This is a genomic window from Nocardia donostiensis, assembly GCF_002081715.1.
In the GTDB taxonomy this organism is placed as follows: Bacteria; Actinomycetota; Actinomycetes; order Mycobacteriales; family Mycobacteriaceae; genus Nocardia; species Nocardia donostiensis.
In genome coordinates, this window is the sequence record NZ_MUKP01000035.1 from 12,005 (window position 1) to 36,497 (window position 24,493).

24 protein-coding genes are annotated in these 24,493 nt (G+C 67.9%); 12 read left to right on the forward strand and 12 right to left on the reverse strand.

All coding sequences use genetic code 11. From position 1 onward, the window contains the following. Positions 1 to 60: 60 nt before the first annotated feature. Positions 61 to 1,035: a helix-turn-helix transcriptional regulator gene (locus B0T44_RS19880; RefSeq protein ID WP_077120007.1), complete on the reverse strand. Its 975-nt coding sequence runs from the start codon at positions 1,033 to 1,035 to the stop codon at positions 61 to 63. A 63-nt stretch (positions 1,036 to 1,098) separates the two neighbouring features. Between B0T44_RS19880 and B0T44_RS19885 the strand changes: the two genes are divergently transcribed. Continuing rightward, on the forward strand, positions 1,099 to 1,590 hold the full coding sequence (locus B0T44_RS19885) for a pyridoxamine 5'-phosphate oxidase family protein (RefSeq protein WP_077120009.1): 492 nt from the start codon (positions 1,099 to 1,101) through the stop codon (positions 1,588 to 1,590). A gap of 15 nt (positions 1,591 to 1,605) precedes the next feature. Here B0T44_RS19885 and B0T44_RS19890 read toward each other — a convergent pair whose 3' ends face one another. Genes B0T44_RS19890 through B0T44_RS19920 form a run of 7 tightly spaced genes read right to left on the reverse strand, consistent with a single transcriptional unit; the run spans position 1,606 to position 8,867 of the window. Next, positions 1,606 to 2,406: a crotonase/enoyl-CoA hydratase family protein gene (locus B0T44_RS19890; protein ID WP_077120011.1), complete on the reverse strand. Its 801-nt coding sequence runs from the start codon at positions 2,404 to 2,406 to the stop codon at positions 1,606 to 1,608. Further along, positions 2,403 to 4,817, reverse strand: a complete 2,415-nt coding sequence (locus tag B0T44_RS19895) for an acetate--CoA ligase family protein (RefSeq protein ID WP_077120013.1) — start codon at positions 4,815 to 4,817, stop codon at positions 2,403 to 2,405. Before B0T44_RS19895 ends, B0T44_RS19890 begins: the two co-directional genes overlap by 4 nt. Before the next feature lie 6 nt (positions 4,818 to 4,823). Further along, positions 4,824 to 5,648, reverse strand: coding sequence for an enoyl-CoA hydratase/isomerase family protein (locus B0T44_RS19900; protein WP_081512380.1), 825 nt, complete (start codon positions 5,646 to 5,648; stop codon positions 4,824 to 4,826). After that, on the reverse strand, positions 5,645 to 6,562 hold the full coding sequence (locus B0T44_RS19905; protein ID WP_077120015.1) for an amino acid ABC transporter permease: 918 nt from the start codon (positions 6,560 to 6,562) through the stop codon (positions 5,645 to 5,647). Before B0T44_RS19905 ends, B0T44_RS19900 begins: the two co-directional genes overlap by 4 nt. Further along, a complete protein-coding gene (locus tag B0T44_RS19910; protein ID WP_077120017.1) occupies positions 6,559 to 7,209 on the reverse strand; it encodes an amino acid ABC transporter permease in 651 nt (216 codons plus the stop codon). The genes B0T44_RS19905 and B0T44_RS19910 overlap by 4 nt, the downstream gene beginning before the upstream one ends. Positions 7,210 to 7,235: 26 nt before the next feature. Then, on the reverse strand, positions 7,236 to 8,123 hold the full coding sequence (locus B0T44_RS19915) for a glutamate ABC transporter substrate-binding protein (protein WP_077120020.1): 888 nt from the start codon (positions 8,121 to 8,123) through the stop codon (positions 7,236 to 7,238). A gap of 15 nt (positions 8,124 to 8,138) precedes the next feature. After that, complete coding sequence (locus B0T44_RS19920; RefSeq protein ID WP_077120022.1) at positions 8,139 to 8,867, reverse strand: amino acid ABC transporter ATP-binding protein; 729 nt, start codon at positions 8,865 to 8,867, stop codon at positions 8,139 to 8,141. Between the two features lie 213 nt (positions 8,868 to 9,080). On the opposite strand from B0T44_RS19920, the gene B0T44_RS19925 reads away from it, so the two are divergent. Further along, positions 9,081 to 9,974, forward strand: coding sequence for a MurR/RpiR family transcriptional regulator (locus tag B0T44_RS19925; RefSeq protein WP_081512390.1), 894 nt, complete (start codon positions 9,081 to 9,083; stop codon positions 9,972 to 9,974). Positions 9,975 to 9,991: 17 nt separating this feature from the next. Here B0T44_RS19925 and B0T44_RS19930 read toward each other — a convergent pair whose 3' ends face one another. After that, a complete protein-coding gene (locus B0T44_RS19930) occupies positions 9,992 to 11,503 on the reverse strand; it encodes a carotenoid oxygenase family protein (protein ID WP_217808770.1) in 1,512 nt (503 codons plus the stop codon). 131 nt (positions 11,504 to 11,634) lie between these two features. Then, positions 11,635 to 12,243, reverse strand: a complete 609-nt coding sequence (locus B0T44_RS19935) for a LysE family translocator (RefSeq protein ID WP_077121750.1) — start codon at positions 12,241 to 12,243, stop codon at positions 11,635 to 11,637. 303 nt (positions 12,244 to 12,546) lie between these two features. Here B0T44_RS19935 and B0T44_RS19940 point away from each other — a divergent pair, with 303 nt between their 5' ends. The 7 genes from B0T44_RS19940 to B0T44_RS19970 all read left to right on the forward strand — a co-directional run bounded on the left by B0T44_RS19940 (position 12,547) and on the right by B0T44_RS19970 (position 19,390). After that, the gene (locus tag B0T44_RS19940; RefSeq protein ID WP_175648154.1) at positions 12,547 to 13,368 is read left to right on the forward strand and encodes a TetR/AcrR family transcriptional regulator; all 822 of its coding nucleotides are present in this window, start codon (positions 12,547 to 12,549) and stop codon (positions 13,366 to 13,368) included. Between the two features lie 78 nt (positions 13,369 to 13,446). Further along, positions 13,447 to 14,520, forward strand: a complete 1,074-nt coding sequence (argC, locus tag B0T44_RS19945) for an N-acetyl-gamma-glutamyl-phosphate reductase (RefSeq protein WP_425436874.1) — start codon at positions 13,447 to 13,449, stop codon at positions 14,518 to 14,520. Then, on the forward strand, positions 14,517 to 15,734 hold the full coding sequence (gene argJ / locus B0T44_RS19950; protein WP_077121745.1) for a bifunctional glutamate N-acetyltransferase/amino-acid acetyltransferase ArgJ: 1,218 nt from the start codon (positions 14,517 to 14,519) through the stop codon (positions 15,732 to 15,734). Before argC ends, argJ begins: the two co-directional genes overlap by 4 nt. After that, entirely contained in the window at positions 15,731 to 16,675 is a 945-nt protein-coding gene (gene argB / locus B0T44_RS19955; protein ID WP_077121743.1) for an acetylglutamate kinase, read from the forward strand. Before argJ ends, argB begins: the two co-directional genes overlap by 4 nt. Then, positions 16,672 to 17,871, forward strand: coding sequence for an acetylornithine transaminase (locus B0T44_RS19960; RefSeq protein WP_077121741.1), 1,200 nt, complete (start codon positions 16,672 to 16,674; stop codon positions 17,869 to 17,871). The genes argB and B0T44_RS19960 overlap by 4 nt, the downstream gene beginning before the upstream one ends. A gap of 26 nt (positions 17,872 to 17,897) precedes the next feature. Then, positions 17,898 to 18,863: an ornithine carbamoyltransferase gene (gene argF, locus B0T44_RS19965; RefSeq protein ID WP_077121739.1), complete on the forward strand. Its 966-nt coding sequence runs from the start codon at positions 17,898 to 17,900 to the stop codon at positions 18,861 to 18,863. Continuing rightward, complete coding sequence (locus B0T44_RS19970) at positions 18,860 to 19,390, forward strand: arginine repressor (protein ID WP_077121737.1); 531 nt, start codon at positions 18,860 to 18,862, stop codon at positions 19,388 to 19,390. Before argF ends, B0T44_RS19970 begins: the two co-directional genes overlap by 4 nt. Before the next feature lie 41 nt (positions 19,391 to 19,431). Here B0T44_RS19970 and B0T44_RS19975 read toward each other — a convergent pair whose 3' ends face one another. Further along, complete coding sequence (locus B0T44_RS19975; protein ID WP_077121735.1) at positions 19,432 to 20,259, reverse strand: alpha/beta fold hydrolase; 828 nt, start codon at positions 20,257 to 20,259, stop codon at positions 19,432 to 19,434. A 552-nt stretch (positions 20,260 to 20,811) separates the two neighbouring features. Next, on the reverse strand, positions 20,812 to 20,970 hold the full coding sequence (locus tag B0T44_RS27270) for a hypothetical protein (RefSeq protein ID WP_175648153.1): 159 nt from the start codon (positions 20,968 to 20,970) through the stop codon (positions 20,812 to 20,814). A gap of 370 nt (positions 20,971 to 21,340) precedes the next feature. Between B0T44_RS27270 and B0T44_RS19980 the strand changes: the two genes are divergently transcribed. The 3 genes from B0T44_RS19980 to B0T44_RS19990 all read left to right on the forward strand — a co-directional run bounded on the left by B0T44_RS19980 (position 21,341) and on the right by B0T44_RS19990 (position 24,437). Then, positions 21,341 to 22,543 carry an argininosuccinate synthase gene (locus B0T44_RS19980; RefSeq protein ID WP_077121733.1) on the forward strand — a complete coding sequence of 401 codons (1,203 nt, stop codon included), beginning with the start codon at positions 21,341 to 21,343 and terminating at the stop codon, positions 22,541 to 22,543. Positions 22,544 to 22,696: 153 nt separating this feature from the next. Beyond that, positions 22,697 to 24,106: an argininosuccinate lyase gene (gene argH, locus B0T44_RS19985; RefSeq protein WP_425436875.1), complete on the forward strand. Its 1,410-nt coding sequence runs from the start codon at positions 22,697 to 22,699 to the stop codon at positions 24,104 to 24,106. A 7-nt stretch (positions 24,107 to 24,113) separates the two neighbouring features. Further along, a complete protein-coding gene (locus tag B0T44_RS19990) occupies positions 24,114 to 24,437 on the forward strand; it encodes a DMT family transporter (RefSeq protein ID WP_077121729.1) in 324 nt (107 codons plus the stop codon). The last annotated feature ends 56 nt before the right edge of the window (positions 24,438 to 24,493 follow it).

The following is a 24,493-nucleotide window of genomic DNA, read 5'->3' on the forward strand; positions in this document are numbered from 1 at the left end:
GGTCGATCAGGACCGGGTGGAAGCCGCCCTTGCGCACGTGACGGTAAATGTGTAGCTGTGTCAGGTGCGCCGCTGATACCGGGCATGCATGGCGGCGGCGGTTGCGGTGAGGGATGCGCGCAATTCCGGTGGTTCCAGCACTTCCGCGTACTCACCCAGCGGGAGCAGAGCGCTGGCGAGGACGTCGAACGATTCGGAGCGGATGGTCAGTTCGACCCATCCTTCGGGATCGGGTGGGGTGGCGGTGGCCAAGGCGTCCTCGACCGCGGCCGGTTCGTTCATCAGTCGCAGTCTGCTCAGGTGAGAGACGGCGACGCGGCAGCGGGCTTGGACGCGCAGCATGGAACGGGCGAAGTCCTCTTTGGCGGTGCCCCAGTGGGTGACGAGGTCGAAATCGGCTGGGCGGGTGAAAGTTTCGCCGGTGGGTTCGGCAGACAGGATACGGCTCACCCGATACGAGCGCACCGCGGTTTTCTCCCGCGCGATGAGATACCAAGTGCCGCCTTTGAGGACCAGTCCGAGCGGGTCGAGCAGCCGGTGCACTTCCCGGTCTGCGCGCTGGTAGCGGATATCGATCCTGCGGTCGTGCCACAGGGAGTCGGCGACGGTGGCCAGCGCCGGGGTCCGGTCGGGGCGGTGGAACCAGCCTGGCATATCGACGTGCACGCGTTCGGCGATGCGGGTGGCGCGACCACGTAGTTCCGGTGGCAGTGCGGCCAGCATTTTCAGTTGCGCGGTGGCGACTACGGTGCCCAGGCCGAGGTCGGCGGCGGCCTGCGGCAAACCGGCGAGCAGTACGGCGTCGGCTTCCTCGGTGGTGAGGCCGGTCAGCCGGGTGCGGTAGCCGTCAACCAGCCGGACCCCGCCCGCCCGGCCCGGCTCGCTGTACACCGGAACCCCGGCCGCCGACAACGCCTCGACATCCCGGTAGATCGTGCGCACCGACACCTCCAGATGCTCGGCCAGCTCGGCCGCGGTGGTCTGGCCCCGGGTCTGCAACAGCAGCAGAAGCTGCACCAACCTGCTTGCGCGCACGGTTCGAGACTAGCTGTACAACCTTGACAGGAGATGTCAGGTTTTACTTCTAGAGTCGCCGCTATGACTTCATGGAGTGCATTCACCGAAGAAGCGCCGAAAATCAGCGAAATCTTCCTGCGACGGCATCGGGCGGCAAAGAACCTGTGCATGCTCGCCACCCTGCGCAAGGATGGGTTTCCGCGGATCAGCCCCGTCGAGCCCATGGTGTTCGAAGGCAATCTGGTGATCGTCGGCATGCCGGGCACCACCAAATTCCAGGATCTGCTGCGCGACCCCCGATTCTGCCTGCACACCGCCACGGTCGATACCCGGGTCGCCGACGGCGATGCCAAAGTCCTCGGCCGGGTGACCGATGTCCCCGACACCGCCCTGCACGCCCGTTTCGCACAGCAACTGTTCGACGACAGCGGCCTCGACCTACGCGATACCCCATTCGACCATTTCTTCGTCGCCGACCTCAGCAATGCCTCATCGGTCGAGGTCACCGACGACACGATGCTGGTGACCATCTGGAAGCCGGGTGAAGGCGAACGGGTGGTCACCAAGCGCTGAATGCCGAGGCCGTGGTCACTGCCCGGTGAACCGGGCCTCCCGCCGCTCCAGCATGGCCGCCACCGCTTCGTGATGGTCGTCGGTGTGATGGGCCACGGCCTGCATCGCCGCCGACAGCTCCAGCAGTGTCTCCAGGGTGGACTGCTGGCCCTCCCGCATCAGCCGTTTCGTCATCCGTAGGGCATGCGGCGGGTTGGCCGCGATCCGGTCTGCCAGCTCGTGCGCCGCGGGTAGCAGTTCCTCCGGCGGCGCCACACTGTTGACCATGCCCCACTCCAGTGCGGTTGCCGCATCGATGGTTCCGCCGGTGAACGCCATCTCGCTGGCCCTGGCCATCCCGACGGCGCGCGGCAGCAGCCAGGCTCCGCCGTCGCCGGGGATGAGGCCGAGCCGGACGAAGCTCTCGGCGAAGGTGGCGGTGGTCGAGGCGATACGCATGTCGCACATCAGCGCCAGATCACAGCCCGCGCCGACGGCCGGACCGTTCACTGCGGCGATGGTGGGGACCTCGCAGTGGTACAGGGCTTTCGGTATCCGCTGGATACCGTGCCGGTAGCCCTGCCGCAGTTGCGCGGGTGTCCCGCCGAACATGCCCGCCCGGTCGCGCATCTGCTTGACGTTGCCGCCGGAGGAGAAGGCCGTGCCCGCGCCGGTGATGATCGCCACCCGGACGCTCGGATCCCGGTTCACCTTGTGCACCGCGTCTTCCAGCGCGGCCACGGTGTCGGCGTCGGAAATCGCGTTGCGGGTCTGCGGCTTGTCGATGGTCCAGACGACGATATCGCCGGTGCGTTCCACGCGCACAGGTGCGTTCATGAATTCTGCTCCCTCACGATGATGCGGATGTCCACGGGAACAATGCCCGATTCGCCGGCGATCACCGGATTGAGGTCCAGTTCGGTGATCTCCGGATGCGCGGCCACCAGCTCGCCCACCTGGACCAGCAGTCGCGCCAGCGCCGTCCGGTCCACCGTGGGCAGCCCACGGTAGCCGTCCAGCACCCGCCCGATACGGGTCTCGGCGATCATCTCCGCCGCCTCGAACTCGGTGAACGGCGCCGCCCGGAAAGTGACATCGTCGAGGGCTTCGACGAGCAAGCCGCCGCTACCGAAGGCGACGACGGGGCCGAAGGTCGGGTCGTTGGTTGCGCCGATCAACAGTTCGACGCCGCGTCCCGCCATGGGGGTGACCAGGAATCCGTCGATCCGGGCGCCGGGAACCGCGGCGCGCACGTCCGTAACCATGCCCGTGCTGACCTCGAGCGCTGTTTCCGCGGTCACGCCGAGCCGCACCCCGCCCGCGTCGGACTTGTGCAGCACCTGCGGCGAGACGATCCGTACCGCGCACGGGCAGCCGTAGCTCGTCACCGCGGCCGCGACCCGGCTGGGCGAGGCGGCGAACGTCCAGGGCCCGGGGTCGATACCGGCAGCGGCCAGGAACTTCCGTGCCCGCGGTTCGTCTATCGCGGTGGTCCCCGCCGTCCCTGCCGTCGCCGCGGCGGGCGTGTCCCGGGCCGGTGCTGTGTATGCGGTGGCCGATGTCGTTGTCGGAGCCGGTCCCGGTGCTCTGCCGGGCGATGATGCGCCGCTCGAGGGGGAGGTGCCGTTCGAGGGTGTGGGCGCGGCTGTCGCGCTGAGCTCACCCGTCGGTCGTATATCGGCAAGCGGTTCCCGTGGAACGTCTGCCGGGGGGAACGCCGATTCTGGCGGAGTCACCTCGGCGGGAGAGCTGACGGTCTCCACCGGAGTCAGTGGTTCGGCCGGTGGTGGCAGCTCCAGTGACGAGCGCTGCGCTGCGGTGGCGAGCCGGGCGCGGCGACGGTCCAGTGCCGCCACGATCCGCGCCGCATGGTCGACCGACGCGACCACCGGGACCCCGCCGCCCCGCAGGATGTCATGGTTGGCGATGGTGTCGCCCGCATAGCAGCTCTGCACCAGCAGCGGTGTCCCGTATTCGGCGGACAGCCGCAGCAGGCGTTCGGCCGTCTGGTTCTCGGCGGTCTCCAGCCGGTGATCGAATCGCCGGTGGTATCCGCCGAACAGGCCGATGAGCACGACCATGCCCACCGCCGGGTCCCGAATCAGGATCTCGGTGGCGGCGGCGAACACGGTGGGATCGGAATCGGTCGCGCCCGCTACATCGACCGGGTCGGCTACGGCGGCGGCAGGTCCGAGCAGTTCGCGCAGCGCCGCCGTGGTGTCCTGGCCCAGTTCCGCGAGTTCGACGCCCTGTCCGGCGAGGGCGTCGACGGCCAGCGCCGCATGGCCGCCGCCGTCGCTGAGCACCGCCACTCGTCGTCCCGGCCGGACCGGTGGGCAGGTCGCCAGCGCTCCCGCGACGACGGCCAGTTCATCGGATCGGGTCACCAGTTCGACCCCTGCCTGACGCAGCACCGCCGTGGCGACCGCGTCCGAGGCCGCGATCGAACCGGTATGTGAGAGCACCGTGCGCCGCCCGGCCGCCGACCGCCCGCCGCGCAGCACGACAACCGGGGTGGTGGCGGTGGCGTGCGTCGCCGCGGTCAGGAAGGCGCGACCGTCGGTGAACCCTTCGGCGTGCACGGCCACCGCGCGGGTATCGGTCTGCTGGGCGAGGATGGTCAGGCATTCGCCGTAGCGCACGTCGGCCTGATTACCCAGGCCGACGTAGATATGGAACCCCGGGCCGCGCAGCGTCCGGTTGTCCTGGACGAGTGACAGCAGCATATTGCCGCTCTGGGTGATAACGCTGATCGGTCCGTGCGGCACGTCGGGCAGCCCGACCAGGTTCGCCCCGCTCGCCGTGTTCAACAGGCCGGAGGTGTTCGGGCCGACCACCCGCACCCCGGTGCCGGCGATCACCGCGGCGAGTTCGTCGGTGATCGCTGCGCCCGCCGCGCCGGTTTCGGCGAACCCGTTGGCCAGTACCACGGCACCGCTCACCCCGGCGGCCGCGCATTGGCGCAGGACCTCCGGGACCCGGGCGGCGGGCACCGCGACAACCGCGATATCGACCCCATGCGGCAGTGCGCCGACGTCAGGCACTACGGGCAGGCCGAGGATCTCGGTGGCGGACGGATTCACCGGATACACCGGATGGGCGTATCCGGATTCCTGCAGTGCCCGGATGATCTGGTGGCCGCGTTTCGCCGGGTCGGCCGAGGCGCCGATCACCGCGATGGACTCGGGAACCAGAAGTCGCTGTAGCGCATCGCTTTCGGTGGCTGTGGCTGTTTTCGTCTCCGTCACCTCGGCCTACTTTCCCTGGAACACCGGGTCACGCCGGTCGGCGAAGGCCGCGACGCCCTCGGCCCAGTCACTGGTTTCCATCAGGGCGAGCAGATCCCGGGCTTCATTGGCCAGTGCTGTCTCGGGCGGGTCGTCACGACGCAGCGCTTCCTTCATCCGTGCCAGCGCCAGCGGCGCCTTGCCCGCGAGTTCGGCGGCCAGCGCGGTCGCGGCCAGCGTGACTTCGGTTGCCGGTACCGCCATATGGGCCAGTCCCCAGTCCCTGGCTTGTTCTCCGGTGAATCGTTCGCCCAGGATCAGCAGGTCGGTGGCCCGGCGCAGGCCGATCAGCCGGGGCAGCCGGTGGGTGATCCCGCCGCCGACGAATGTCCCGATGCTGACCTCGGGGAAGCCCATCTTCGCTTCTGCGGCCATGACCAGGAAGTCCGCGCTGATCGCGATTTCCGCGCCCGCACCCAACGCGTAGCCGTGCACCGCGGCGACCACCGGGGTGCTCATGGTCTGGATCTGCCTGCACACCTGCTGGCCGAGTTCGACATAGCGTTGCCGGTCGTCGGCGGTGCGGGTGCCCGCCTGGTGGTCTTTCAGATCGGCGCCGACACAGAACGCGCGCCCGGCGCCGGTGAGCAGGACACAACGCACCGAGGGGTCGGCGTCGCCGACCAGGAGGGCGGCGATCAACTCGCGGTACAGTTGCTCGCTCACCGCGTTGAGCCGGTCCGGTCGGTTCAACGTCAATATCGCGGTATCGCGGTGCCTGCTGATCAGCACCGGTGGTTCGGTACCGGAGGTTTCGATTGCCTGACTCGGGTTGTGGGCGGAATCGGTCATCGGTGGGTCTCCTTCTGGGTGGGTTCGTCGGTGCCGGTGAGCGCCGGGGTGGGGGTGAGCCCGGCACCGGTGGGCGCCGGGCTGCTCGGGGCGGGACCGGACCGGGCGCGACGTGGGGCGCGGCCGGTGAGTTTCGTGGCGAGCAGCGAGATGGCGAAGTTGGTCGCGATGTACATGGCGGCCACACCCAGGTACAGCTGCAGGGAGTACTGGCTGCCGTAGTACTCGACGAGTGAACGCCCGGAACGCAACAGTTCGGTGTAGCCGACGATGAAACCGAGCGAGGTGTCCTTGAGCAGGATCACCAGCTGGCTGACGATCACCGGCAACATCTTCGGCACGGCCTGCGGCAGCAGCACTTTCCACCAGATCACGCCGGGGCGGACCCCGAGTGCGGCGGCCGCCTCGGTTTGCCCGGCATCGATCGCGTCGATACCGCCGCGGAAGATTTCGCACAGCACCGACGCGTTGTAGGCCACCAGGGCGAGAACTACGACCTGCAGCAGGCTCAATTCGATGCCCAGTTGCGGCAGCCCCAATGCGGCGAACAGCATCATCAGCAGCAGCGGAAGACCGCGCAGCACCTCGACGGTCGCCCCCAGCGCCAGCCGCACCGGGCGGAAGCGTGATCTGCATCCGGCCGCGAGCGCGAGCCCGACCGCCAGCGCGATGATCATGGCGAGTCCGGCGGCCTGCAACGTCGCCACATAGCCGCGCCACAACGCCTGCGGCACTCCGGTATCGGAGTCGACCAGGATCGCCCAGCGGCGTGGATCGAGCTGGCCGAGGTGTTCCAGCCGCAGGACGACGGCCGCGACGAGTACGGCCACCACCGCCAGCGTCACGAAGGACACGATGCGGGCGCGGCGCAGGCCACGCGGACCCAACGGATCGTAGAGGAACGAGGTGTTCACCGCGCCACCGCCAATCGACGCTCCAGCCGGCGGAACCCGTAGGCCGAGCCGAGGGTGATCACCAGGTAGGCGGCCGCGATCCACAGCAGCGCGACGACGACCGACCCGGGGGCCAGGAAATTGATCCGCTGCCCGGCGGCGGTCAATTCCAGCACTCCGAAGCCCGCGGCCACGGAGGTGTTCTTGACCAGGGCGATCCACACGCTGGCCAGCGGCGGCACCACCGCGCGCAAGGCCTGCGGAATGATCACGAACCGCATCCCCTCGGTGAACGAGAGCCCGAGTGCGCGCGCCGCTTCGGCCTGGCCCCGGCCGACGGTGTACACCCCGGCCCGGACCGCCTCGGACACGAATGCCGCGGTGTAGATGCCGAGCGCGGCGACAGCGGCGATCGGATAGCCGGGAAGAGTCACCCCGAGTTCGGGTAGCACGAAGACGATCAGGAAGAACACCACCGTCAGCGGAGTGTTGCGAATGATCTCGACGTAACCGGTTGCCCCGCGGCGTAGCAGTGGCACCGGTGCGAGCCGGGCCACGGCCACGGCGAGCCCGAGCGCGGCGGCGAGTGCGCCGCCGCCGAGCCCGAGCAGCGCGGTCATCGTGAACGCTCGGCCGAGCAGACCGGCGTGTTCGGTGAGAATGTGCACCGTTGTTGCTCCTGTTCGTGCCTCGCTCAGTAGCGGTCCAGGTCGGGCGGTTCGGGTGCGGGACCGAGGATGCGCCCGGCGGTGCGATCCCATGCCGCGGCCCAGCTACCGTCGGCGAACGCGGTACGCAGCACGTCGTCGATGAAGGCCACCAGGTCTTTGCGACCGTTGGCCACGCCGATGCCATACGGCTCTTCGGTGAAGGTGACATCGACCAGATCGAAGCTCTCCTCGTCGCGGCTGCGTAGTCCGGCGAGGATGGTGTTGTCGGTGGTCATCGCGGTCACCTGGCCGTTCTTCACCGCCTGCGCGCATTTGCTGAACGAGTCGAACAGCACCAGGTCGGCGTCGGGAACGCGTTCCCGGAAGTGGGTGGAGGACGCCGAGCCTTCTACCGCGCAGACCGTCTTGCCGTGCAAGTCCTCCGGGGTGCCGATGCGTTCGGGGTTGCCTGCCCGCACCAGGAACGACTGGCCGGCGACGTAGTAGGGACCGGCGAAGTCGATGACCTGTTTACGCGCTTCGGTGATGGTGTAGGTCGCGATGATCAGATCGACCCGGCCTTGTTGCAGGAACGGATCACGGTTGGCCGAGACGGTCTCGACCCAGTCGATGCCTTCGGCCGGTATCCCGAGCCGGGCGGCGATGAGCTTGCCCATTTCGGCGTCGAAGCCCTCCGGCCGGCCGGTCAGCGGGTTGCGCAACCCGAACAGCGGCTGATCGAATTTGGTGCCGATCCGGATCTCGCCGGACTCGTGCAGCCGATACATGGTGGAGTCGAGTGGGAAGGAGACGTCGGTGTCGACCGGCGGCTGATACTCCTCGGTCGAGATCGGCGGTGCGCCGGAATCGCATCCGGCGCTGAGCAGGAGGGCGGCGAGCAGGACCGCGCCGCGGCGGAGCAGGCGTTGCACAACGGCTCCCGGTGGTCAGTGAGGGAGGACGCGGGCGAGGAAATCCTTGGCCCGGTCGGTGGCGGGTGCGGAGAAGAAGACGTCCGGGGTGTTCTGTTCGGCGACGACCCCGTCGGCCAGGAACACCACCCGGTCGGCGCTGGCTTTGGCGAAGCCCATCTCGTGGGTCACCACGACCATGGTCATCCCCTCGGCGGCCAGCGACTTCATCACGTCGAGCACCTCGCCCACCATCTCCGGGTCCAGTGCGCTGGTCGGTTCGTCGAACAACAGCACCTTGGGGCGCATGGCCAGGCTGCGCGCGATGGCGACACGCTGTTGCTGTCCGCCGGACAGTTGCGGCGGGAAGGCGCTGGCCCGGTCGGCCAGACCGACGCGTTCGAGCAGTTCCACCGCCGCTGCTTCGGCTTCGGCGCGGCCGAGTCCGCGGACTCGGATCGGCGCGAACGTGATGTTGTCCAAGACGTTCATATGGGGGAACAGATTGAACGACTGGAAGACCATGCCGATATCGGCGCGGAGTCGGCGCAGTGGCGCACCTTCGGCGGGTAGCGGCCGCCCCTGGTAGGTGATGGTGCCTTCGCTGATCGGCTCGAGGCGGTTGATGGTGCGGCACAGTGTGGATTTACCGGATCCGGAGGGGCCGATCACGACCACCACTTCGCCTTCGGCGATATCGAGGTCGATACCACGGAGCACGGTAGTGGCGCCGTATCGCTTGGTGACTGCCCGCAGCGAGATCACGGGGAGGTCGGTGACTGCGGGCGGTGTCGGAGTATTCGTCATGGGCATCCAACTCGGGAAGAAGGGGTTGTGATACAGCCAACACCGTGAGCTCCAAGGTATGCAAATTCATTTGCACCCACTGTTGGGAATGCAAATATGTGTTCGTTTCCGCTGGTTGGCCGTCCACCCGATGGGAGGTGGGCGCTGGAGGGTGCGGGAAGAATGGCCGGGATGAACGCAGAAACCGCAGGCCCGCGTAGCTACGCCGAGTTGCTCGTCGAACTCAGGGCGCGGCACGGCACCCTCTCGCCCTCGCATCGCAAACTCGCCGATCGGGTGATGGCGGACCCGGAAACGGTGGCATTCATGACCGTTTCCGAACTCGCCGCCGCCGCGGAGGTGAACGAGGCCACCGTGGTGCGTTTCGCGACCGTGCTCGGACTCAAGGGCTACCCGGGGCTGACCCGGCTGTGCCGGGAGTGGTTGCAGGAGCAGGCGCAACTACTGCGCCGCTTCGACACCCTGGAACAGTTGACCGACGCCGACGGTGGCCTGCTCCCGCGGGCGCTGGCCTACGACCAGGCGAATCTTGCCAGGACTTTCGCCAATGTCGACCAGGAGGCCTGGCGCTGCGCGGTCCGTGACCTCGCCGACGCGCCCAAAGTGCACATCATGGGCCTGCGGAAATGCCATGCTCCCGCCTACCTGCTCAGTTATCTGCTCGGCCTGTTGCGGGAGGACGTCGCGCTGGTGACGGCCGCGGCCGGAGCACTGACCGACGACTTGCGGGCGGTGCGGCCCGGTGACACGTTCGTCGCGATGTCGATCCACCGCTACATGGCCGATACCGTACGCGCAACGCACTGGGCCCGTTCGGCCGGTGCGCATGTCGTCGTGCTCACCGACAATCCGGCGTCGCCGCTGGTCGAACCGGCCGATGACGTGTTCTATGTCGAGTCCTCGGCCGCCTCGGTGCTGCGTTCGATGACCGCGTTCACCGCGCTGGTGCAGGCACTGGCCGCCGATGTCGCGCGCAGGCTCGGGCGTAACGCGCGGGAGGCGTTGCTGCAGGAGGAGAATCTGCTACGCGATTTCCGGGTGTACGCGTCGGAGGTGTGGGACTGAGCGCCGGCCGCGCCGGTTCAGCCGGGCGTGGTGGGGATCCAGTTGCCGTGGAAGCCGAGCGGGACGCGCGCGGGCAGGTGGATCGCGGCCAGTGGGCGGCCACCGAAGTCCTGGGCGGCCAGGATCACCAGGGCCGCGGCTCCGCGCTCGGGATTGTGCACGTAGGCCAGGATGTATCCGTCGTCCTCGGCTCGGGCGCCCTCGCGGGCGACGAAGACCGGTTCACCGACCGCCGCGCCGCGGGGGAATCGGTGTAGTTCCCGGCGCCCGGCGTCCAGGTCGTGTTTGATCAGTACGTTCGAGAAGGCCGAGTCGGGTAGCCGGGCGTGATCCGGCACGTAGGCGCGGACGAAATCCTCGGCACAGCAGGAGTATCCGAATCGGTGCCGCCGCGAGACGAGGGCGTCGTCGAGGCGGGGGAATTCCAGCGCGCGTTCGTCGATCACCTGCTCGCGGATGCGTCCGTCGTGCAGGTCGACCGAGACTCGGCGCAGGGTGGGCGGGCCGTCCGCGGCGGGTCCGTACCTGCGGTCCGGGTGGAACGCGGGGAACCCGACATAATCCATGACCACCGTCGTACCGTCGTCGTATCCGTTGAGTACGTGGGATACGAAGACGCGCTGCATGTCGAACCATCGGATCGCGCCGCCGCCGCGCGGCAGTATGCCCAGCCGCGCGGGGTGGTCGTCGTTCCAGGCGTACGGGTTGGGGGAATGCTCGAGCGCCGCAGGCCGGAAGGTCACGGGGGTGTCGCAGACGACGACATAGTTCCGGGTGAGCGCGAAGTCGTGCATCATCGGCTTGTCGCCGACCGGGATCCGCCGTAGCCGGGCGACGGTTCCGCTGTCGTCGACGACCAGGTGGCGCACGTGGTCCCACTGCGGGTTGTAGGTGATGGCGTGCATTTCTCCGGCAGCTGGATCGATCTTGGTGTGGGCGGTGAACGCGCCCTCCAGGGTTCCGCCGAAGGTGTACGGCCCTACGGTGCTCAGTTCGTCGGTGAGTTCGTAGGGCATCGGTCCGGACTCCTCCAGAGCCAGGGTTCGGCCGCGGAAACCGATGATGTGGGTGTTGCAGGCGTGGTCCATCGGCAACGCCTCACCCCTGGCCGGTTCACCGAGTTCGGCGGCGACCGCGGCCGAGCGTATCCATCGACTGCGATACCACTCCGCGCGTCCGTCGCGGATTCTTACGCCGTGCACCATTCCCGGCGCGGTGACCCAGTAGAAGGCGGCGGGGTCGTCGATGCCGAGGGCGTTGGGTCCGATGCGCAGGTAACGACCGTCGAGTTCCGCGGGAATCGCGCCGGTCACGGCCAGATCGAACGACGTGACCTCGGCCTCGACAGGTGTGAACGCACCGGAGAGGAACGCCGAGTCACCGGCCGGGGGCGGGGCGGGAACCCGAATCGCGGGCGGCTGCGGGCGATCGGTTGCCCGTCCGAGCAGGGCGCCGGCCCCGCCGCCGATCGCCAGTGCGGCCGCCGTGCTGCCGAGCAGCATGTTGCGACGAGAAATATCGGTGGACACAGTACCTCCGGAAGTGCGGGCTTGACTGGGTATAGCTTACGCATTTATTGCGTAAGCTATGCCCAATTAGTCGCGGCGGTCAACCTCGGTATCGCGGGCTGGACCTGATCGCTGGCGGGTGGGGCCGCGGGTCACCGAGTGGTGGCGAGCTTCGCGCCCAATGCCAGGTAGCCGAGGGAGAATGTGCGTTGGATGCGGCGAACCACGTGCGGACGCTCGATCAGGCGCCTGCGCATGGCGCTGGCGAACAACCCGTATCCCGCGAAGACGACGAGAGTCATCGCCATGAAAACCGCGCTCAGGTGCGACATTTGGATCAGCGAGTTCGGATCCGCCGGATCGACGAACTGCGGCAGGAACGCGAAGAAGAACAGTGTCAGTTTCGGATTGAGCAGATTCGCCAGGACGGCCACGGTTATGGTTCGGGTCGTCGATTGCCGGGGTGGGGCCTCGTCGACGATGAGCAAGCCCTTGTCGCGCCAGGTGGTCCAGGCCATGTACAGCAGGTAGAGCACCCCGGCGATCTTGAGGATTTCGAAGGCGACCCCACCGGCCCGCAACAAGGCCGCGGTACCGGTGATCGCGGCCACCAGGTGCGGCACGATCCCCAGTGTGCATCCGAAGGCGGTGACGACTGCCAAGCGCGGCCCGCCCCGCAGTCCGTTGGCGACGGTCAGAATCGCCCCGGTGCCCGGAGTGGCGACGATCGCGAAAGAGGTGATCAGAAAAGCCCAACTCATTACTCGACCCCGGTCCGGTCGGTGGCTTCCGCCGGTATTCGGCATTGCCCGTATCTCTGTTGTCCGAAAATCTGCTGCGGTACGCGTGTGCGCGACTTTCTGGTCACGGGTGGTGTTCCCTCCTGGTGGTCGACCACGATCGCCGATTCCCTTTCTTCGTTCGGTGTTGCCGACGGTCACCGGGGGTACTTTACGCTCTATCTGGGTATGCCATACGCTTATGGCTGGGGTGAATCATCGTCGCGGCGGTGCGGTCGAGTGTGCATGCTCGGACGACGGAAGGTGCGTTCCTATACTCGGTCGGTGCGAAACAGCAAGCGCGGGGCAGCCGAGAGTGCGCGGGTGGTCGACCCTGCGCGCAGTGTGGAGTTGCTGTGGGGACGGCGATCGGGGAACCGGCCAGGTCCGAAGCCGAAACTGACCGTGTCCCAGATCGCACAGGCCGCCATCGAGCTGGCAGACGCCGATGGTCTGGCAGCCTTGTCCATGCCGCAGCTGGCCAAGCGGCTCGGTGTCGGCACCATGTCGCTGTACCGGTATGTAACCGACAAATCCGAACTGGTCGACCTCGTCATTGATGCCGCTATCGGTCCGCCGCCGCGATTTCGGGCCGACGGCTGGCGTCCCCGGCTCGAGAGTTGGGCCGTGAGTATTCTCGCCATATTCGATCGGCATCCGTGGATTCTGGAAGTCCTTGTCGCTCGGCGCGCGATGGGGCCGAACGAGATGGCGTGGTTCGAGGCGGCGTTGGAAGCGGTGGCCGATACCGGCCTTGGCGCGCAGGAAATGGCCGATGTCGTGCTGCTGGTCAACAGGTATGTGCTGGGTCAGGCATACGCGTCGGTAGCTGCGGGTGCGGCGCAGCGGACCGGGGTCTGCGGCGACGAATGGGCGGACGCCTATGTCCGAGCGCTGGCCGATGTGATCGATGAGCGCCGGTATCCGCACGTGAGTGAATTGCTCGCCACCTCGGTATTCGTTGCGCAACCCGAGCGGCAGTTCGAATTCGGTTTGGCGCGAGTGCTCGACAGTATCGGTTCCTTCATCGACCAGCGCACGTCGGTGAGTGGTGGTCGCCGACCCGCCGCAGGGCGTGGAAGGGACTCCGACCCCGCCCCCCGGTAGTCCGGCCCGGAGGGCGGGTGCGCGCGCAGGGCAACCCTCCCGGATGCATGAGATTGCACAGTTGTGCATAATCATCACATGGCTGATTCCACGGTTATGTCCGACCGGACCGCCCCCGTGCGCCGGGTGGCGGTCGCAGGCGCGAGCGGCTACGCGGGCGGTGAAGTACTGCGCCTGCTGCTCGGACATCCGGAATACCGAGCCGGGCGCCTCGAGATCGGGGCGCTGACCGCGGGAAGTAACGCAGGCGCCGCCCTGGGCACGCTGCAGCCGCATCTGCTGCCGCTGGCCGACCGGGTGCTCGGCCCCACCACGGCAGATGAGCTGGCCGGCCACGATGTCGTCTTCCTCGGCCTGCCGCACGGGCAGTCCGCCGCCCTCGCCGCCGAACTGCCTGCCACCACGGTAGTCATCGACTGCGGCGCCGACTTCCGGTTGACCGACGAGCAGGCATGGCAGCGTTACTACGGCACCCCCTACGCCGGGAGCTGGCCGTACGGGCTGCCGGAACTGCCGGGCGCACGGGAGCGGCTGCGCGGCGCGCACCGGATCGCGGTCCCCGGCTGCTACCCGACGGTCTCCAGCCTGGCGCTGGCGCCCGCCGTCGCCGCGGGCCTGATCGAACCCGACGTGCAGATCGTCGCGGTCAGCGGCGCCTCGGGTGCGGGCCGCAAACTCGCCGTCGACCTGCTCGGATCCGAGGTGATGGGATCGGCGCGCGCCTACGGTATCGCGGGCGCGCACCGGCACACCCCGGAAATCGCGCAGAACCTGTCCGCCCTGGCGGGCGCCGACGTACGGGTGTCGTTCACCCCCGTGCTGGCGCCGATGCCGCGCGGCATCCTCGCGACCTGCACCGCCCCGCTGCGCGGCGACGGCTCCCAGGCCCGCGAGGTATACGACAAGGCCTACGCAGGCGAACCGTTCGTGACGTTGCTGCCGGAGGGGGTACTCCCGCAGACGGGCGCGGTGCTCGGCTCCAACGCGGTCACCCTGCAGGTGGCGGTGGACGCCGAAGCCGGCCGGCTGGTCGTGATCGGAGCTGTCGACAACCTGACCAAGGGCACCGCGGGCGCCGCGGTGCAATCGATGAACCTCGCGCTCGGCCTCGACGAGACCGCCGGGCTTCCCACCGTAGGAGTGGCACCGTGACGACAACCGAGAACACCGAGGGCAAACTGGTCCACAACCAGGGCGTGACCGCCCCGCTCGGCTTCCGGGCGGCCGGTATCGCGGCCGGTATCAAGGCCAACGGCAAACCCGACCTGGCCCTGGTCTTCAACGAAGGACCCGAATACGCGGCCGCCGGGGTATTCACCCGCAACAAGGTGAAGGCCGCACCCGTGCTGTGGTCGCAGCAGGTGCTGAAAGCGGGCATGCTGCGCGCGGTCGTCCTCAATTCCGGTGGCGCCAACGCCTGCACCGGCCCGGCCGGTTTCCAGGACACCCACCGCACCGCCGAAGAACTGGCGACCGCATTGAGCAACTGGGGCACCGAAACCGGCGCCGGTGAGGTCGCGGTCTGCTCGACCGGCCTGATCGGGGACCGGCTGCCGATGGACAAGCTGATCCCGGCCGTGACCGAGATCGTGCACGAGATGGGTGGCGGGATGTCCGGCGGCACCGACGCCGCCTACGCGATCATGACCACCGATACCGTCCCGAAGGAAGCCTCCTTCCATCACGAAGGAAAATGGAACGTCGGCGGTATGGCCAAGGGGGCAGGCATGCTGGCCCCCTCGCTGGCCACCATGCTGGTGGTGCTCACCACCGACGCCGTCGCCACACCCGCCCAACTCGACGAGGCGCTGCGCAAGGCGACCCGGCTCACCTTCGACCGGCTCGACGTGGACGGCTCCTGCTCCACCAACGACACCGTGCTGCTGCTGGCCAACGGCGCCAGCGAGGTCGCCCCCACCCAGGACGAACTCGACGCCGCCGTGCTCGCGGTCTGCGACGACCTGGCCGGTCAGCTGATGGCCGACGCCGAGGGCGTCACCAAACGGGTGCTGATCACCGTGACCGGCGCGGTATCCGAGGACGAGGCGTTGGTCGCCGCCCGTGCCATCGCCCGCGACAGCCTGGTCAAAACCGCGCTGTTCGGCTCCGACCCCAACTGGGGCCGGGTGCTGGCCGCGGTCGGGATCGCACCGGTGGAGCTGGATCCGGACCGGATCACGGTGTCGTTCAACGGTTCACCCGTCTGTGTGGACGGCGTCGGTGCACCCGGCGCCAGGGACGTCGACTTGTCCGGCGCCGATATCGAGGTGCTCGTCGATCTGCAGCTCGGCGACGGCACCGCGACGATCCGCACCACCGACCTGTCGCACGGCTACGTCGAAGAGAACTCGGCCTACAGCTCATGACCGAACAGACCCCGCAGTTGTCCGCGCTGGAGACCGCGCAGGTGCTGGCCGGCGCGCTGCCTTGGCTGCAGAAGTTCCGCGACAAGATCGTGGTGGTGAAATACGGCGGCAACGCCATGGTCGACGACGGGCTCAAACGCGATTTCGCCGCCGATATGGCGTTTCTGCGCACCGTTGGCGTGCATCCGGTGGTGGTGCACGGCGGCGGCCCGCAGATCACCGCGATGCTCGAACGGCTCGGCCTGGCCGGGGAGTTCCGCGGCGGTTTCCGGGTCACCACGCCCGAGGTGATGGACGTGGTGCGCATGGTGCTGTTCGGCCAGGTCGGCCGGGAATTGGTCGGCCTGATCAACACGCACGGCCCGTACGCGGTGGGCATCTCCGGTGAGGACGCGCGCCTGTTCACCGCGACCCGCCGCACCGTGGATGTCGACGGTGAACCCACCGATATCGGCCTGGTCGGTGACGTCACCGAGGTGAAACCGGAAGCCGTGCTCGACCTCATCGCCGCGGGCCGCATCCCGGTGGTCTCCACCATCGCCCCCGACGCCGACGGCGTGGTGCACAACATCAACGCCGATACCGCCGCCGCGGCACTGGCCGAAGGGATCGGCGCAGAAAAACTGGTGGTCCTCACCGATGTGGCGGGCCTGTACACCAACTGGCCGGACCGCTCGTCGCTGACCAGTGCCATCGATGCCGACGCGCTGGCGCGGTTGCTGCCGAGCCTGGACGCGGGCATGGTGCCGAAGATGGAAGCCTGCCTGCGCGCCGTCCGCGGCGGCGTGCCCAGCGCGCATGTCATCGACGGACGCGTACCACATTCGGTGCTGCTGGAACTGTTCACCGGAGAGGGGATCGGCACCATGGTCACCCCGACGCAGGCCGCCGAGACGACGAGCACGACAGCGCAGCCGAACGGATACGGAGCCGCACAATGAGCACGCCAGAACTACAACAGCGGTGGTCGGCCGCGCTGATGCACAACTACGGCACCCCTCAGGTCGCGCTGGTGCGCGGCGCGGGTGCGGTCGTCTACGACGCCGACGGCAAGCGTTACCTCGACTTCCTCGGCGGTATCGCGGTGAACAGCCTGGGCCACGGCCATCCGGCGGTGCTCGGTGCGGTGACCAAGCAGCTGAGCACGCTCGGGCACGTGTCGAATCTGTATGTCAGCGAACCGGTGATCGAACTCGCCGAACGCCTGCTCGCCCATTTCGGCGACGGTGACGGCCGGGCGTTCTTCTGCAATTCCGGCACCGAAGCCAACGAGGCCGCGTTCAAGATCGCCCGGCTCACCGGCCGCACCAAGATCGTCGCCTGCGAGGAGGCGTTCCACGGCCGTACCATGGGCGCGCTCGCGCTCACCGGCCAGCCGTCCAAACGGGCGCCGTTCGAGCCGATGCCGCCCGGGGTGGTGCACGTGCCGTTCGGTGATGCCGCAGCGTTGGAACGTGCCGTCGACGACGATACCGCCGCGGTCTTCCTCGAACCCGTGTTGGGCGAGAGCGGTGTGGTGGTGCCGCCTCCGGACTATCTGGCGCAAGCCCGCGCGATCACCGCACGGCACGGCGCGCTGCTGGTCCTCGACGAGGTGCAGACCGGTATCGGGCGCACCGGCAAGTTCTTCGCCCACCACGCTGCCGGTATCACCCCCGACGTGATGACCCTGGCCAAGGGTTTGGGCGGCGGGCTGCCGATCGGCGCGGTCCTGGCCACCGGCCCGGCCGCCGAGCTGCTCACCCCCGGTATGCACGGCACCACCTTCGGCGGCAATCCCGTCTGCGCGGCCGCTGCGCTGGCGGTGCTGCGCACCATCGACGACGAAGGTCTGCTTGCCCATGTCGAATCGGTCGGTAAACGGCTCAGCGACGGGATCGAACAGCTGAAGCATCCGCTTATTGCGCAGGTGCGCGGCGCGGGGCTGCTGATCGGCATCGTGCTCACCGACGATATCGCCGCCCGTGTCGAGGCCAGGGCCCGTGAGGCCGGCTACCTGGTGAATCCGCCCAAACCGAACGTGATCCGGCTGGCCCCGCCGCTGGTGCTCACCGAAACCCAGTCCGACAGCTTCGTCGCCGACCTGCCCGGCATCCTGGACCGGGCCGTCGCGGACGCGAAGGGAGACCCAGCATGACCGTGTCAGGGCCCGGAGGAGGCAGCATGACCGTGTCCGATCACGCCGGGGTCGCGGCCGGCGGTACGGCAGTCCGGCATTTTCTGCGCGACGACGACCTCGCTCCCGCCGAACAAGCCGAGGTGCTCGCGCTCGCTGCCGAACTCAAACGTTCCCCGTTCGCGCGGCAGCCGCTGGCCGGCCCGCGCGGGGTGGGGGTGATCTTCGACAAGAACTCCACCCGGACCCGGTTCTCCTTCGAGCTCGGCATCGCGCAGCTCGGTGGGCATGCGGTGGTGGTCGACGGCCGCGCCACCCAGCTGGGTCGCGAGGAAACCCTCGCCGACACCGGGCGCGTGCTGTCGCGGTATGTGGAGGCGATCGTCTGGCGCACCTTCGAGCAGAGCCGCCTCGAGCAGATGGCGGCCACGGCCACGGTTCCGGTGGTCAATGCGCTGTCCGACGAATTCCATCCCTGCCAGGTGCTGGCCGACCTGCTCACCCTCACCGAACATCTCGGTGAGCTGCGCGGTAAACGGCTGGCCTACTTCGGGGACGGCGCCAACAATATGGCGCATTCGCTGCTGCTCGGCGGCGTCACCGCGGGTTTGCACGTCACCATCGCCGCCCCGACCGGGTTCGCGCCGCTGCCCTGGGTGGTCGAGGCCGCCCGCGCCCGCGCCGCCGAAACCGGCGCGATCGTCACGATCACCGACGATCCCGCGGTCGCCGCCGACAACGCCGACGCCCTGGTCACCGACACCTGGACGTCGATGGGCCAGGAGGACGACGGTCTGGACCGTGTCGGCCCGTTCCGCCCGTTCCAGGTCAATGCCGAGCTGCTCGGCCGCGCCGCCGCCGACGCCGTGGTGCTGCACTGCCTGCCAGCGCACCGCGGCGAGGAGATCACCGACGAGGTGCTGGACGGCCCGCACAGTGTGGTGTGGGACGAGGCGGAGAACCGGTTGCATGCGCAGAAGGCGCTGCTGGCGTGGTTGCTGGACCGCCGATGAGAGCTTCCTGTCCGCATACGGGTCCGGCGGCCGGTACCGCCGGGCCCACCACCGCCGCCACCCGCGCCGGACGGCAGTCGCGCATCATCGCGCTGCTGTCCGCGCACGCGGTGCGCAGCCAGACCGAACTGGCCGCCTTGCTCGCCGCCGAGGGGATCGAAACCACCCAGGCCACCCTCTCCCGTGACCTGGACGAACTCGGTGCGGTGAAGTTGCGGGCCGCGGACGGCGGCGCCGGAGTCTATGTCGTGCCCGAGGACGGTGGCCCGGCGGTGCGCGGCGTCACCGGCGGCACCGACCGGTTGTCGAAACTGCTCGGCGATCTGCTGGTTTCTACCGACGCCAGCGGCAATATCGCTGTATTGCGCACCCCGCCGGGAGCCGCGCATTTCCTGGCCAGCGCACTCGATCGGGCAGCGCTGCCGGAGGTGGTCGGCACGATCGCCGGTGACGACACCATCGCCGTCATCGCGCGGGAACCGCTCACCGGGGCGGAACTGGCGGCCAAGATCGAACAGTTGGCCTGACGAGGTCGGTGGATCGGCGAACGACTGTGCGCGCCGTAGCGTCAATCCACGTTTCCGGTTTCGATCCAGGCGTCGATCTGCTGAAAGGTCTGCGGTCCAGAAGGATGCAGCGCGAGATTATGGCTGGTGCGGGGAACCACGATGGTGTCGAAGTCTGCGGCGTTGGGGTAATAAGGGGCTTCGTTGTCTCGCACATCGTCTGCGCTGTGGCAATTTACCGCCAGATTGCAGAAGATGCCGTCTTCTGCGCCGATGACCGACAGAACCGGCGCAGTAATGGTGCGGGACGGGTTCAGCGCCGGAGGAGCCACCACCACGGGAAGGCCTTCGACTGCTGCGGCAATCGAGAAGACGTCTTTGCTGCGCTCGTCGGCCGCGATGATCTCGGGATCAGCGGTCCGCTGATCGTAGAAGCTGGTACCGCGTTTCCCTGGGATGGTGGTGAGGAACCCGGGATCGGTGATCTCCCCGGCGAACCTGGGGTCGAGAAACGCCGGATACATGCTGGTCGCCAGTCCGCCGATGTCCTTGCCGATACCTGGAAGATGCAGAAGTCCGGTGAGCACCACCCGGTCCAGGTCCTGCCATCGGGACGCCTCGTCGGTCAAGATGACAGAGCCGAGCGAATGCCCGATCCCGTTGACCTCCGAGTAACCCTGACTGTGTAGCCAATCGACCAGTTGATGTATCACGAAGGCGCCCACCGACGAAGTGAGATCCGATGCCGCCGGTCGGCTGCTGGCGCCGGAACCCAAGCGGTCGAAGCTCAGTGTCGCCCGTCCCGCGGCCAAAGTGTGATCCACGTAGGAGTAGACGGCCGGGTTGGTCGGCCAATCCCAATACATTCGGTTGTAGCTGCCGCCGGCCACGAGTAGGTCGACTTGGTGTTCACCCGGTGCCCATACCTGCGGTAGGCATAGCGTCGCCGCGAGAGTGTGCTCTTTCGGTGCCCCCTCGATGAGCGCGACAGTCAGGGAATGGTTTCGACATGTCCCCGGTTTCGAATATGCCGCCGCCGGCGGCGCCACGACCAGAAGAGTCGACACGACGAAGACGGCAGCCAGAGCAGCTGCCCGGCGAACAAGCATGATGACCTCGTGCGGGGATAGCGTGTCACCGTTTGCGGCCGTAGGCATTGTCCGCACCGCAAACTCTCGAGCGAAAGCAAGGGTAGTCGGTCGATGTGGTGAACGATGTGTATGCGGGCAAGCTCGGTAGCCGGGGTGGCGTAAGGCTTCGTGGCGAACACCGGGCGACAGCGAGACCGCTGATTACGTTCGAAGGGCTGCAGGCCCGCTACTCGGAGCTGTAGATCGGCCCGAGACACTGTCTCCCGATGTCGTGCCCCGATTCCGGCGACAGCGGAGTGCTGCGGTGAGGCATGCTTGCCGCACCGTTGTCGGCGTCTTCGGTCGGTAGTACTAGAACGTGGCGAAGAAGTCCCGCAGGAGCGGCGTGCTCAGCTCCAGCGCGGTCTTGGCGATGGTGAGTGCGGCGTTGCCGATGGTGATGACGAAGAAGCCGATCGTCTCGTAGTTATCCTCTGCGAACTGTTGTAACTGTTCCCTGAGTTGCTCCATGGTTGGCGTCCTTGGCCTCCGAGGATGGATGCGACCAGCGTCCCATATCCTCTGTGTCCGGCCAAGGGGTCACGGCCGCGAAGTCGAGGGGTTCACTGACGGGTTCGCGCAGGTAGTGGGCGGTAGACCCCGGGTGTGAATGAGATTGCATCATCCTGCATAATCATTTGTGGCGATGGAGGGAGCCCAACCCGGCCCCGGGTTGCCCAGGGTTGGCTCCGGCCGGCTCGGACCGGCTCGCGCTGGTTCGGACAGGCCCGAACCGGCCAGGACCGACTCGGACTGGCCCGAGCTGTCGATGGGCGAGCATACTGCTCAGGGCAGCCGCACAGACCCAGGCACTACACACACTTTCGAGGAGCACCAGAACATGTCCGATCGCGTCGTACTCGCCTACTCCGGTGGGCTGGACACCTCCGTCGCCATCAGCTGGATCGGCAAGGAGACCGGCGCCGAGGTCGTGGCCGTCGCCATCGACCTGGGACAGGGCGGCGAGGACATGAACGTGGTGCGCCAACGCGCCCTGGACTGCGGTGCGGTCGAGGCCATCGTGATCGATGCCCGCGAGGAGTTCGCCGACGACTACTGCCTGCCCACCGTCCAGGCCAACGCCCTCTACATGGGCCGCTACCCGCTGGTGTCGGCAATCAGCCGCCCGCTCATCGTCAAGCACCTGGTGGAGGCCGCCAAATTCCACGGCGCGAGCACCGTCGCGCACGGCTGCACCGGTAAGGGCAACGACCAGGTGCGGTTCGAGGTAGGCATCGGCGCGCTCGCGCCCGACCTCGAGGTGATCGCCCCGGTCCGCGACTACGCCTGGACCCGGGAGAAGGCCATCGCCTTCGCCGAGGAGAACAAGCTCCCGATCAACGTCACCAAGAAGTCGCCGTTCTCCATCGACCAGAACGTGTGGGGTCGCGCAGTTGAAACCGGCTTCCTGGAAGACCTGTGGAACGCCCCTACCAAGGACGTCTACGACTACACCTCCGACCCGACCGTCAACTTCGAGGCACCCGACGAATTGATCGTCACCTTCGACCGGGGCGTCCCGGTCGCTATCGACGGCCGCCAGGTCAGCGTGCTCGAAGCCATCACCGAACTCAACCACCGGGCGGGCCGCCAGGGCGTCGGCCGCCTGGATATGGTCGAAGACCGCCTCGTCGGCATCAAGAGCCGCGAAATCTACGAGGCCCCCGGCGCCATCGCCCTGATCGCCGCCCACCAGGAACTGGAGGCGGTCACCATCGAACGCGAACTGGGCCGCTACAAGCGCCAGGTCGAGCAGCGCTGGGGTGAGCTGGTGTACGACGGCCTGTGGTTCTCGCCGCTCAAGCGTGCCCTGGACGCGTTCGTCGCCGAAACCCAGCAGCACGTCTCCGGTGAGATCCGGATGGTGCTGCACGGCGGCAACGTCGTGGTGAACGGCCGTCGCAGCGAGCAGTCCCTCTACGACTTCAACCTCGCCACTTATGACGAGGGCGATACCTTCGACCAGAGCCTGGCCAAGGGCTTCGTGCAGATCCACGGCCTGTCCTCGAAGGTCGCCGCCCGCCGGGACCTCAACCAGAAGTAGGGGCACACGCCGGGAACGTGCGGCACCCACCAGGTTCCGCATGTTCCCGCCGCTGTGTGCCCTGCCGGGACCAGCGCAGGCCGACCCGGTACGCCGGAATACCGTGATCGGCGAACCATGTGCCGATCGTCATCGAAACGACTGGGAGAAGTAGTGGGCACCAACGAAGGCGCGTTGTGGGGCGGCCGGTTCGCATCCGGACCCGCCGAGGCGATGGCGGCACTGAGCAAATCGACCCAGTTCGACTGGGCGCTCGCTCCTTACGATATCCGCGCCTCCACGGCACATGCCAAGGTGCTGCACTCCGCAGGGTTGCTGTCCGAGACCGACCTGGCCGGTATGCTCGCCGGGCTCGACCGGCTCGCCGCGGATGTGGCCTCAGGTGCGTTCGTCCCGGCCGAATCCGATGAGGACGTGCACGGCGCGCTGGAGCGCGGCCTGATCGAGCGGGTCGGTCCGGAACTCGGCGGCAGGCTGCGCGCGGGACGTTCCCGCAACGACCAGGTGGCGACCCTGTTCCGAATGTGGCTGCGCGACGCGATCCGCCGCGTGGCCGCAGGCCTGGTCGAGGTGGTGGACGCGCTGGTCGAGCAGGCGGCAGCCCATCCGGACGCCGTGATGCCGGGCAAAACCCACCTGCAGGCTGCGCAGCCGGTGCTGCTGGCCCATCACCTGCTCGCGCACGCCCACCCGCTGCTGCGCGATATCGACCGGCTGCGCGATGCCGACAAACGCGCCGCGGTCTCGCCGTACGGTTCCGGTGCGCTGGCCGGGTCCTCCCTCGGCCTCGATCCCGAGGCCATCGCGGCCGACCTTGACTTCCACGCCGCCGCCGCCAACTCGATCGACGCCACCTCTGCGCGTGATTTCGCCGCCGAGGCAGCGTTCGTGCTGGCCATGATCGGGGTGGACCTGAGCCGCATGGCCGAAGAGGTCATCATCTGGAGCTCCCCGGAATTCGGCTACATCACCCTCGCCGACGCCTGGTCAACCGGTTCGTCGATCATGCCGCAGAAAAAGAACCCGGACGTCTCCGAGCTCACCCGCGGCAAAGCGGGCCGGTTGATCGGCAACCTCACCGGCCTGCTGGCCACGCTCAAGGCGCAGCCGCTGGCCTACAACCGGGACCTGCAGGAGGACAAGGAACCCCTGTTCGATTCGGTCGCGCAGCTGGAACTGCTGCTGCCCGCCATCGCAGGACTGGTGTCCACCCTGACCTTCCACACCGACCGGATGGCCGAACTCGCGCCCGCCGGTTTCACCCTCGCCACCGATATCGCCGAATGGCTGGTCCGTCAGGGGGTCCCGTTCCGGGTGGCGCACGAAGCGGCGGGCGCCTGCGTGCGCGTCGCCGAGGCGCGCGGTGTCGGCCTGGACGAGTTGACCGACGAGGAATTCGCGGGCATCGATCCCGCGCTCACTCCGCAGGTACGGGAAGTGCTGACCGTCGCAGGTTCGGTCGCCTCCCGCGACGCCAGGGGTGGGACCGCGGGCGTGCGGGTCGCCGAACAGCTCGACGAGGTGCGCTGCGCCGTCGGTGAGGTCCGGAGCTGGCTGGGTTGAGCCGACGATGACCATGCTGTTCCTGGCGCTGGCCATCGTCTCCGAGATCTCGGCGACCGTCGCGCTCAAATTATCCGAGGGCTTCACGAAACTGGTGCCCTCGATCGTCGTGGTGATCGGCTACGTAGCGGCCTTCGCCTTCCTGTCCCAGGCGCTGAAACGAGGGATGGCGATCGGCGTCGCCTACGGTATCTGGTCGGCCGTGGGCGTTGCCGCGGTCGCCACCATCGGCGCGTTCTTCCTGAACGAACGTCTCACCCTCGTCCAAGTCGGCGGTATCGTCCTGGTCGTCCTCGGCGTCCTGGCTCTCGAACTGGGCGCCGCCAACTGACCTCGCCCATGATGGCGCCACTGCGCGCACACCTCGACATTTCACAGGAAGCGGGG